Source organism: Rhodococcus sp. 15-2388-1-1a (assembly GCF_002259145.1).
Lineage (GTDB): Bacteria > Actinomycetota > Actinomycetes > Mycobacteriales > Mycobacteriaceae > Rhodococcoides.
This window is the reverse complement of the sequence record NZ_NPFP01000013.1, coordinates 62,532-72,885: the sequence shown is the minus strand read 5'-3', so window position 1 is coordinate 72,885 and position 10,354 is coordinate 62,532. Positions and strand designations below refer to the sequence as shown.

The window sequence follows — 10,354 nt, the reverse complement described above, 5'->3', positions numbered from 1 at the left end:
ACCCCGACCCCCGCACACGACAACGGCCGCACCCGAGAACAGGTGCGGCCGTTGTGAGTTCAGGGAATCAGAATGCTGCTTCGTCCAGTTCCATGATGTCGTTGTCGATGTTGGTGAGGATTGCGCGGGTGGAGGTGAGCTGCGGCAGGATGTTCTTGGCGAAGAACGAGGCCACTGCGACCTTGCCTTCGTAGAACGCCTTGTCCTTGCCCTCTGCGCCGTTGTCGAGTGCGGCGATGGCGATTTCGGACTGACGCAGCAGCAGCCAACCGATGAGCAGGTCGCCGAAGCCCATGAGGAATCGCACCGATGCCAGGCCGACCTTGTACAGCTCGGTGGGCTGGTCCTGTGCGCCCATGAGGTGCTGGGTCATCGAGGTGACGATGGCCTGCACGTCTTCGAGTGCGGTGGCGAGCAGTGCACGCTCGGCCTTGAGGCGGCCGTTTCCTGCTTCGCTGTCGATGAACGACTTGATCTGTCCGGCAACGTGAGCCAGTGCTACGCCGCGGTCGCGGGCGATCTTGCGGAAGAAGAAGTCCTGCGCCTGGATGGCGGTGGTTCCTTCGTACAGCGAGTCGATCTTGGCGTCGCGGATGTACTGCTCGAGGGGGTAGTCCTGCAGGAATCCGGAGCCGCCGAGGGTCTGCAGGGATTCTGCGAGTACCTGGTAGGCGATTTCGGAGCCGACGCCCTTGACGATGGGCAGCAGGAGGTCGTTGACGCGGTACGCGATGTCTGCGTCGGCGTCCGAGACCTGCTTGGCGGTGACCGGATCCTGGTGCGCTGCGGTGTAGAGGTACACCGCGCGCAGGCCCTCCGAGTAGGCCTTCTGCATCATCAGGCTGCGACGCACGTCGGGGTGGTGGGTGATGGTGACGCGCGGAGCGGTCTTGTCGGTCATCTGCGTCAGGTCTGCGCCCTGGACGCGCTCCTTGGCGTACTCGAGTGCGTTGAGGTAGCCGGTGGAGAGGGTGCCGATTGCCTTGGTGCCCACCATCATTCGAGCGTGCTCGATGACGTCGAACATCTGCGCGATGCCCTTGTGGACCTCGCCGACGAGCCAGCCCTTGGCGGGTACGCCGTGGCCACCGAAGGTGAGCTCACACGTCGCGGAGGCCTTGAGGCCCATCTTGTGCTCGACGCCGGTGACGAATGCGCCGTTGCGCTCGCCCAGCTCACCCTTCTCGAAGTCGAAGAGGACGGACGGTACGAAGAACAGGCTCAAGCCCTTGGTGCCCGGTCCGGCACCTTCGGGACGAGCGAGTACGAGGTGGAAGATGTTCTCGAACAGGTCGTCGGAGACGGCCGAGGTGATGAAGCGCTTGACGCCCTCGATGTGCCACGAGCCGTCGTCCTGCTTGATCGCCTTGGTGCGGCCTGCGCCGACGTCGGAGCCGGCGTCGGGCTCGGTGAGGACCATCGTGGCACCCCAGCCGCGCTCGACGATGACCTTGGCCCATTCCTTCTGCTCGTCGGTTCCGTTGTGGAACAGGATGTTCGCGAAGCCGGGGCCTGCGGAGTACATGAATGCCGCGGGCTGTGAGCCGAGGAGCATCTCGTTGATGCCCCACAGGAGGTTGCGAGGGGCGGGCATGCCGCCGATTTCCTCGTCGAGACCGACACGCCACCACTCGCCGTCGTAGAGCGCCTTGAACGACTTCTTGAAGGAGTCGGGCAGCTTCAGGCTGTGGGTTTCGGGATCGAAGACGGGCGGGTTGCGGTCGGCGTCCGCGAAGGACTCGGCCAGCGGTCCCTCGGCCAGGCGCACGACCTCACGCAGCATGTCGCGGGCAACTTCGCCGTCCATGTCGCCGAAGTTGTCGCCTTCGAGTGTCTCGTCGAGTCCGAAAAGCTCGAAGAGGTTGAACTCGAGGTCCCGAAGGTTGCTCTTGTAATGGCCCATTGCTCGTTCGCTCTCCAGTCGGTGGTGCGGTCTCGTGAGTACCGCCCAAGTTAGCTACTCGTCGGTAACTTAAGGGATATTACCCTCGATCCGGTTCGCTGCCAAGGGGAGACCTACTCGCCAGTAGCAGTGCATCGATCGCTGTGCCGCCGGTCACGTCGCGATAGCGGTTCTCGGCGGTGAGGACGGTCAGTCGAGTACCGATGTCCGACGCCAAATCCTCTGGCGTATAGAGGATTTCGGCTTCCTGTGGGCCGCCGACGCCGGACTCGATGTTTGCGGCGTGGTGTCCGAGAATCATGAGGATTCCGTCAGGTTTCAGTGCCGACACTGCCCTCGAAACGGCCGCCTGCCGCTCCTCCGGGGGCAGGTGGAGGTACAACATGAGAACCAGGTCATAGTTCGGTTCTGTTGACAACTGCGTCACATCGGCGTGGACCCAGGTCAGGCGTTCGCGCACCGATCGCGGTGCCGAAGCGGCAACACGACTTGCCTTCGTCAGTGCGACCGAGGAGAAATCGACGGCGTCGACGGTCCAGCCGCGGGTTGCCAACCAGATGGCATTTCGACCCTGTCCGGCCGCGAGATCGAGTGCCCGACCACGTTTCAGCGTCGTCGCGACTTCCACCAGCGTTGCGTTCGGTGCCTCGCCGTAGACGAGTTCTCGGCCTTCGTACTTGCGATCCCACTCTGCGGCGTCCACCCGGGGAAGCCTAGTGGGGGTTCCTACAGCGTCGCGCGCAGCAGCAGTACGTTGTAGTTCTGGTAGACGGTGGCGAGGAAGTACAGGTCGCGGCCGGTCGAGTAGGGGTGGATGTACGGCGCGTAGATGGAGCTGACCTCGCGGGTGTCGACCAGAACCTCCGGCGCGCTCCACGGCCCGACGGGCGACGGCGAGCGTCGAAGCACGATCGAGTTGGCGTTGTCGGTCGTCATCATCAGGTACTGACCGAGGGTCGCGTTGTATGCCACGGACAGTTCGCCGACGCCGCCGACGATGGGTGCGGCCGCGGCCGGGTCACCCTTCTTCCAGTCCTGCCCGGTCCAGTACTCGTATTCGCCGAGCCTGGCGATGTCCTGTTCCTTGACGCGGGCGACGTGACCGAGGTTGAAGCGGCCGGGCGGGGTGCCGTACTGGTAGACGTAACCGCCGTCCTTCAGGTAGGCGCTCTGCTGGAAGTTACGGTCGCCGCCGACGCTGGGCCGCTGGGTCTCGGGCAGTGCTGCCCAGTTCTCTCCGTTGTCGTTCGACACTGCCAGGCCGGAGAAGTTGGTCTCCCAGGTTCCTGCGGGTCCCCAGTTCTTCACGGACATCAGGTTCAGGTACTGACTGTCGCCGACGGCCACGCCTGCCGTCGGGATTCGGCTGATCTCGACGAACGGGATCTTGGGGCTGGGGACGACCTCCTTGGTCTGGCCGATGGGGTCGAGTACGACGCTGTCGAAGTTCATGCCGTCGGCGAGGTTGCGGTCGTTGCTACGCACGATGGCGTTGCTGCGCCACGACCACAGGCTGCCCTGCAGGAGGTTGGGTACGCCGAGACCGGCGGTGTCGCCGAAAGCCGTCAGTACCTCGCCGCGGCCGTTGTCCCACATGATGCCGAGATCGGTGCCGATCATGTTGACGTTCTGGGTGTTGTTGGGGCTCGACATCCCGGTGACCTGAGCGACGGCTTGTGCGCGACCCTGCAGTTGCGGGAGCCCGAACGTGCCGTTGAGTCCGGCAATGGGATTGACCGCGTTGGGATTGGCGAGTGCGTTGGGCCCGGTGACCAGCAGTGATGTGGCAACGGCCATGACGGCAACGGTCAATACTCTGGAACCCACGCGACTCACGACGTTCTCCCGATTTCGATTCACTCCCCGGTAATCGAGGAGAACCATATCAGCGGTTTGTTCGAGGGGGGATAAATCGAGTGATCCGCTGTTTCGAGAAATCGGGCGAATGCACCTCGGTGTCGTAATCTGGAGAGCGTGAGTGATCTGCCCGATTCCCGGCTGGCGAGGGATTTGTCCGTCAGTGCGATGCGGCTGAATCGGAGGCTCCGTCTGCGCCATTCCAGTGACAGATTGCCCGTCGCTCACCTGTCGATTCTGACGACGTTGCTCCGTGAGGGGCCGATGACGACGGGGGAGTTGGCGGCCCGAGAGCGGATCAAGCCGCCATCGGTGTCCAGGTCGTCGCATGCCTTGGTCGAGTCGGGGCTCATGTGCCGGGAGCCGCATCCGACAGACGGAAGACAGGTGGTTCTGCGGCTGACCGATGCGGGGACGGCGACCGCGCGTCAGGAAGTAGCCGCTCGGGAAAAGGCACTCGCGGAGCAATTGGACGCGTTGACGCCGCAGCAGCGGGAGACTCTGGCCGCAGCGGCTCGCATTCTGACCCAGATCGTCGAACGGGTCGACTGAACACCGTCAGTTCTCGTGGTGAACTTCGTGATCGAGAGTGTCGACGTCCCATTCGATGGTGGACCCCAATTCTTCGGAGTCACCCCGGCGCGCGACGCGGCCGAGGACGACGGCGACGAGTATCGCCACCACCATCCACACGGCTACGCCTATCAACAACCCGGTCATGTCACACTTTCTAGCACCTGTGTCTGTGAAATCGCCGTGAAACGGTGGTTCGGCTTTGTTGCAATTCGAAATTGGTCGTGTACGGTCCGGCAATTCGGACAGATCGAACGCACTGTTCCACAACGGATGTGGAGATTCCGTGCCGCGAATGGATTTTCGGTGTGAACGGACCTACCGGAACGCGCCGAGCGACCGATCAATTTTCCAATTGCGTGACGGCAATACGGAAACGGCTGGTCGGTATGCACAATTGCGCGACGGCGTCGAGATCGGACTCGAAATCGACATCGCGTAATTCGGGGAGCATCGTGATCGACGCTCCTGCGGCGGTCAGAGCCTCGAGTGTGTCGGTGCCCGTCGACGGCGCAGACATGGGCACGTCGAGCAAGGACCGTGCGAGGTCGGGGTTGCGCAGGCCCAACGCCCACCAGCCACCGTCCTCGGCCGATCCCAGTACGTCGCTGCTGCCGAGCAACGCGGCCGCGTCGGACAGTAATTGCGCCGTCACCTGCGGGGTGTCCATGCCGATCTGCAGAGTTGCTCCGGTGGTGGCCGCGTCGGCGTGTGCGTTCGCCAGTCGTTCGCCCAACCCGTCGCCGCGCTGCGGAATCACCGTGAACGACGCCAGGGCCCGGGTGAGTTCCTCGGCACGAGCCGCGTCGGCAAGGGTGCCGGTGAGGGCCACGACACGGCGGTCGACGTCGGCGGCCGAGACGGCGTCGAGGGTGTCCAGCAGCGAGGCCGCGGCCAGATCGGCTGCGGCGGCGTTGCCGATCGTGGCGGCGAGGCGTGTCTTGGCCAGCCCGGGAACGGGGGCTTTGGCGACGACGAGAGCGGTGACGGTCACGAGAGCACCTTCCAGAAATCTCGTACGGCGACGATCGTCCCCTTCACCGAGCCCGAGACCTTGGACGTGCCGGCTGTTCGTGGCCGGTAGTCCACGTCGTGTTCGACGACGGTCCAGCCGGCTTCGGACGCCAGTACGAGCAACTGCAGGGGGTAGCCCGAGCGGCGGTCGGTGACATCGAGGTCGAGCAATGCCTGACGGCGTACCGCGCGGATGGCTCCCAGGTCGTGTACCGGCAGCTTGTACTTGGTTCGAAGCCGAAGCGAGAGAACGGCATTGCCGATTCTGGCGTGCAGAGGAGAGCTTCCCTTCGCCGGTCGGCGGCGACCGACGGCGAGGTCCGCGTGATCCAGGGCCGCCACGAGGGTCGGCAGATCGCGTGGATCCATCGAGCCGTCTCCGTCGAGGACGCAGACGATGTCGGTGTCGGCCGCGACGACGCCTGCGTGCACTGCTGCGCCGTAGCCGGGCACCGTTTCGGAGACCACTGTTGCTCCGTGGGCAGTTGCCACAGCGGCGGTGGCGTCGGTCGAGTTGTTGTCCACCACGATCGTCAGGTAGCCCGCCGGTACCGAATCGAGCACTGCCGGAAGCGATTCGGCCTCGTTCATGCAGGGGATGACGACGGTGACCGATTCCTGTTCAGACACGGGGTGGTCCCGTTCCTTCGGCGTCGCGCAACGGTGCGTCGGCGAAGGCGGTGAGACCGTCCCTCGGCATGATCTTCGCGCGGAATCCCAGTGTCTCTTCGGCCAGTCGGGAACTGGCGACGATGTGCCGTACGTCGCCCGCTCGGTAGCGTCCGGTGATCTCGGGTGTCGGCCCGCCGCGTGCGTCGGCGAGGATGCCGGCGACCTCGCCGATGGTGATCGGCTGCCCCGAGCAGACGTTGAGGGCGGTGAACCCGTCGACCTCCGCGTCGATCGACGCGATGTTGGCGGCTGCTACGTCGTGGACGTGCACGAAATCGCGGGCCTGCTTGCCGTCCTCGTAGACAGTCGGGGCCCGACCGAGTTCCAGAGACGACCGGAACATCGCTGCCACACCGGAATACGGGGTGTTGCGCGGCATGTTCGGGCCATAGACGTTGTGGTAGCGCAGTGCGACCACCGAGCCGCCCGTGGACACCGCCCATGCGGAGGCGTAGTTCTCCTGGGCCAGTTTGCTCGCGGCGTAGATACTTCTGGGTTCCAGCGTCGAATCTTCTTCGACCAGAAGCCAATCGAGAGGTTCACCGGATGCCGGGTCTCGATTGTCGAACAATCCCGCGTCGAGGTCGGCGCGAGTGCGGGGACGGGGAACGACGGTCTCGCCGGACGAATTGATGTATCGCCCTTCGCCGTAGACGACCATCGACGAGGCGAGAACCAGGCGAGAACAGCCCGCCTCGTACATCGCGGCGAGCAGAACCGCTGTCCCGTAGTCGTTGTGGCTGGCGTAAGCCGGGGCATCTGCGGCGTCGACGCCTGCTCCGACGACAGCGGCCTGGTGACACACGACGTCCACCCCGCGCAGTGCGTCGACGAGCGAGTCCTTGTCGCGCACATCGAGATCGATGATCCCGTCGGCTCGCGCTCCGGGACCGTGAGCCGATTCCAACATGGCGTCGACGGCTACGACCTCGTGGCCGGAGCCGGCTGCCGCATCGAGAATGTGTCCACCGATGAATCCGGCTGCGCCGGTGAGCAGTACCCGCGTCATGGCAGTTCGATCGGCAGCGTCAGGCCGGTGTGCACCCGACACGTGGGGCAGTCGCCGGTGGGAGCGTCGGAGATGGCCGAGCGCACCAGTGCCTTGAGCGGCTCGATGTTCTTCTGGAATTCGGCGAACACGTCCACCGCCTTGACACCCTGACCGGACTCGATGCCGGCGTCGAGGTCGGTCACCAACGCGATCGGTGCGTAGCAGAGCTCGAGTTCACGAGCCAGGACCGCCTCGGGGTGGCCGGTCATGTTCACCAGCGTCCAACCCTGGCGGGCAAACCATTGACTCTCGGCACGAGTGGAGAACCGAGGACCTTCGACGACGACCATGACGCCGCCGTCGATCGCCGAGTTCTGGACCGCGGACTTCCTCAACGTGGGGCAGTACGGGTCTGCGAACTCGACGTGAATCCCGCCCTGGTCGAAGTAGGTCTGCGCGCGCCCGGAGGTTCGGTCGACGAGTTGATCGGGAATCACGACGGTGCCCGGGCCGTACTCGGACACCAGGGACCCGACCGCGCACGGGGCGAACACTCGCCGCACTCCGAGCATCCGCAGCGCCCACATGTTGGCGCGATACGGCAACGTGTGCGGCGAGTACTCGTGGTTTCGTCCGTGTCTGGGCAGGAACGCGACTCGCCGACCTTCCACCTCGCCCAACGTGATCGGGGCGCTCGGAGTGCCGTAGGGCGTGTCCAGCACTACCTCCTCGGCGTCACCGCCGAAGAACGAATAGAAGCCGCTGCCGCCGATGACGGCTATCTCGGCCCGCCCCGTCGCGTCGTTGTCCATCTACTCATCCTCCATCACCGTGGGTCGATATGCTGGTCCGAAGTCGTGGTCGCCTTCAAGTCCGCAGGGAGAAAAGACTATCCGTTACTGGAGAGAAGCCGTCGCCGGCACGTTGGCCGTCGTGCTCGTGGTGGTCGCGTTCGTCGTTCCGTACCTGGGAAACGAACTCGTCACCCCCATCATCAACAGAACTCCGCAGCAGGTGCGTGATTTCGCCGATGCAGCACCGCTGTTCGGCTTCCGCGAGATTCATGTGGGATGGGGAACTCCCGTAGCCGTCCTGATCGCCGTGGCCACCGTGTTGTGGGGGCCGACGGTGGCACGCCGACTGTCGTGGACGCGACTGTTGTTCGTCGTGTGGGGTGCGTCGGCGTCCTGGGCGATGTCGCTGGCGATGGTGGACGGTTGGAAGCGCGGCTTCGTGGACCGGCTGGCATCGACGGACGAGTACCTGCACGAGGTGCCCGGCATCACCGACATTCCCGCCACGCTTCGCGGGTTCTCCGATCGCATTCTGGACTACCAGGCCGATTCGTGGACGACGCACGTGTCGGGTCATCCACCCGGCGCGTTGCTCACCTTCGTCTGGCTCGACCGTCTCGGCCTCGGTGGTGGAGCCTGGGCGGCGGCGCTCTGTGTGCTGGTCGGCACGAGTGCCGCTGTGGCGCTGGTACTGACACTCCGAGTACTCGGCGACGAGACCATGGCGCGGCGTGCAGCACCGTTCGTGGCCATCGCCCCGGCCGCGATCTGGATCGCCGTCTCCGCCGATGCGGTCTATGCCGGTGTCGCCGCGTGGGGAATTGCGCTGCTGGCGATTTCGACGAAGCGCTACCTGTGGCCCGCGTCGATCGGCGCGGGGGTACTGCTCGGCTTCGGCGTGTATCTCAACTACGGGTTGGTGCTGATGGGTCTGCCCGCCGTCGCGGTGCTGATCGCCGGGCGAAAGATTCTGCCGTTCGTCGGCGCGCTGATCGGCGCGCTGATCGTTGCGGGGATCTTCACCGCGTACGGATTCTGGTGGTACGACGGGTACGAACTGGTGCAGGAGCGCTACTACCAGGGCATCGCGAAGGACCGCCCGTTCGAGTACTGGGGCTGGGCGAACTTCGCGGCACTGTTCTGCGCGTTGGGTGTTGCTGTGCCCGCTGCGTTCCCGCGGATACTCACTCGGCTCCAGCCGATCAATCTGTTGGTGATCGCGGCGATCGCGGCGGTGGTGATGGCGGATCTGAGCCAGTTGAGCAAGGCAGAGACCGAGAGAATCTGGCTGCCCTTCGCGATGTGGATGCTGATCGCGCCCGCGGTGTTGCCGATGCGGACGCATCGTTTCTGGTTGGCGCTGCAGGTGATCGGTGCGTTGGCGATCAATCATCTGCTGTTCACGAACTGGTGAGCGGAGCCAGCGTCATCTGAGCGAACCAGCGCCCGTCGATCGGTGCCACGTCCACAACTCGCAAGCCTGCGGCGTTGGCGAGATCCGCGGTGGCGTCGGCGCTGACACTCGACCAGGCGAACCAGTCGCCGACCATGGTGTCGGTTTCCCATCGCACGGTGCGGTGCCGAATTCCCGTGTTGCTGGGCGCATCCACTTCGGCGATGACGGCTCCGTGGGGTGCGAGCAGGTCGGCCGCCCGGCGGAGCAGTCGCACCGGGTCTCCGCCGATGCCGATGTTTCCGTCCGCGAGGAGGACACACGACCAGTTGCCGGTGTCGGGCAGTGGCTCGAAGAGGTCGCGGAGAACGGCGTTGCCGCCGCGTCCGATGGTCAGATCGACTGCTGCTCGGGAGGTGTCGACACCGAGTGCCGAAACACCGCGTCGAGCAAGCGCTTCGGTGAGTCGACCCGGACCGCAGCCGAGGTCGATCGTGGACCCGGTACAGCGGCTGAGCATGGCGTGGTCCGCGCGGCGATCCTCGGCTGACGAGGCGCTGCCACCCATCCACCGTGCGGTGGGAAGCTGCTGCCTGCTGCCGTCGGAATCACCTATCCAGCAAGGTAGTCCGGCTGCTGCGCGGTTGAAGAGTGTATCGGCGGTGACGCTCATGCTCGGCTCCGTACGAGGGTCCATCGAATGAAGTAGGCGGCGGCGCTCACGGTGAACAACACCGCGGTCAGCGCTAGCCAACGTCCGAGAAAGGGTTCCTGGGTCAAACCGGTTGCGGCCCGATACGACTCCGCGCCCTGGGAGAGTATCCCGGGGAAGAACATCAGAAACGTCAGTGCTGTCCCGAGAGCGGGAACTCGAACGAAATTCACCGGCGACACGGCCAGGCGGCGGCGTGGAATGCCGGTGATCAGCCGATCGGCCAGCGAGTAGAGCGGGAACAGTACGGCGTCGTGCAGCAGTACCGATCCGAAGAACCACACGAGAACGGATTTCCACCACACGTCGCTGTTCCACAGTGTCTGCGGCCCTGCGAGTGCGACGACGTAGCCGACGAGGGCGAACGAGAGCAGCAGACCGACCGCATGCAGCGGGTGTCCGCCGTAGATCTTCGTGAACGCTCTCATCTTCGGGCTCCTGACCG

The 10,354-nt window shown here is 64.8% G+C and carries 12 protein-coding genes; 2 read left to right on the top strand and 10 right to left on the bottom strand.

The window, feature by feature from the left end; all coding sequences use genetic code 11:
• Positions 1-67 precede the first annotated feature (67 nt).
• From CH302_RS09295 to CH302_RS09285, 3 genes are all read right to left on the bottom strand, one after another.
• A complete protein-coding gene (locus CH302_RS09295) occupies positions 68-1,903 on the bottom strand; it encodes an acyl-CoA dehydrogenase (RefSeq protein ID WP_037195902.1) in 1,836 nt (611 codons plus the stop codon).
• Positions 1,904-1,982: 79 nt separating this feature from the next.
• Positions 1,983-2,606: a class I SAM-dependent methyltransferase gene (locus CH302_RS09290; protein ID WP_037195901.1), complete on the bottom strand. Its 624-nt coding sequence runs from the start codon at positions 2,604-2,606 to the stop codon at positions 1,983-1,985.
• Between the two features lie 23 nt (positions 2,607-2,629).
• Entirely contained in the window at positions 2,630-3,700 is a 1,071-nt protein-coding gene (locus tag CH302_RS09285; protein WP_094635365.1) for a DUF4185 domain-containing protein, read from the bottom strand.
• A 177-nt stretch (positions 3,701-3,877) separates the two neighbouring features.
• Here CH302_RS09285 and CH302_RS09280 point away from each other — a divergent pair, with 177 nt between their 5' ends.
• Entirely contained in the window at positions 3,878-4,312 is a 435-nt protein-coding gene (locus tag CH302_RS09280; RefSeq protein ID WP_037195899.1) for a MarR family winged helix-turn-helix transcriptional regulator, read from the top strand.
• A 6-nt stretch (positions 4,313-4,318) separates the two neighbouring features.
• On the opposite strand, the gene CH302_RS29990 is transcribed toward CH302_RS09280, so the two are convergent.
• From CH302_RS29990 to CH302_RS09255, 5 genes are all read right to left on the bottom strand, one after another.
• Positions 4,319-4,480 carry a hypothetical protein gene (locus CH302_RS29990; RefSeq protein ID WP_170945786.1) on the bottom strand — a complete coding sequence of 54 codons (162 nt, stop codon included), beginning with the start codon at positions 4,478-4,480 and terminating at the stop codon, positions 4,319-4,321.
• 196 nt (positions 4,481-4,676) lie between these two features.
• On the bottom strand, positions 4,677-5,327 hold the full coding sequence (locus CH302_RS09270; protein ID WP_037195895.1) for a TIGR04282 family arsenosugar biosynthesis glycosyltransferase: 651 nt from the start codon (positions 5,325-5,327) through the stop codon (positions 4,677-4,679).
• Complete coding sequence (locus CH302_RS09265; protein ID WP_037195893.1) at positions 5,324-5,977, bottom strand: glycosyltransferase; 654 nt, start codon at positions 5,975-5,977, stop codon at positions 5,324-5,326. The genes CH302_RS09270 and CH302_RS09265 overlap by 4 nt, the downstream gene beginning before the upstream one ends.
• The gene (locus tag CH302_RS09260; RefSeq protein WP_037195891.1) at positions 5,970-7,028 is read right to left on the bottom strand and encodes an NAD-dependent epimerase/dehydratase family protein; all 1,059 of its coding nucleotides are present in this window, start codon (positions 7,026-7,028) and stop codon (positions 5,970-5,972) included. Before CH302_RS09260 ends, CH302_RS09265 begins: the two co-directional genes overlap by 8 nt.
• Complete coding sequence (locus CH302_RS09255) at positions 7,025-7,822, bottom strand: S-methyl-5'-thioadenosine phosphorylase (RefSeq protein ID WP_037195889.1); 798 nt, start codon at positions 7,820-7,822, stop codon at positions 7,025-7,027. Before CH302_RS09255 ends, CH302_RS09260 begins: the two co-directional genes overlap by 4 nt.
• Positions 7,823-7,934: 112 nt before the next feature.
• Between CH302_RS09255 and CH302_RS09250 the strand changes: the two genes are divergently transcribed.
• Positions 7,935-9,218, top strand: coding sequence for a hypothetical protein (locus CH302_RS09250; protein ID WP_230596522.1), 1,284 nt, complete (start codon positions 7,935-7,937; stop codon positions 9,216-9,218).
• On the opposite strand, the gene CH302_RS09245 is transcribed toward CH302_RS09250, so the two are convergent.
• Both CH302_RS09245 and CH302_RS09240 read right to left on the bottom strand, forming a co-directional pair.
• A complete protein-coding gene (locus tag CH302_RS09245) occupies positions 9,205-9,870 on the bottom strand; it encodes a methyltransferase domain-containing protein (protein WP_082323875.1) in 666 nt (221 codons plus the stop codon). The genes CH302_RS09250 and CH302_RS09245 overlap by 14 nt on opposite strands.
• A complete protein-coding gene (locus tag CH302_RS09240; protein WP_037195887.1) occupies positions 9,867-10,337 on the bottom strand; it encodes a hypothetical protein in 471 nt (156 codons plus the stop codon). The genes CH302_RS09245 and CH302_RS09240 overlap by 4 nt, the downstream gene beginning before the upstream one ends.
• Positions 10,338-10,354 lie beyond the last annotated feature (17 nt).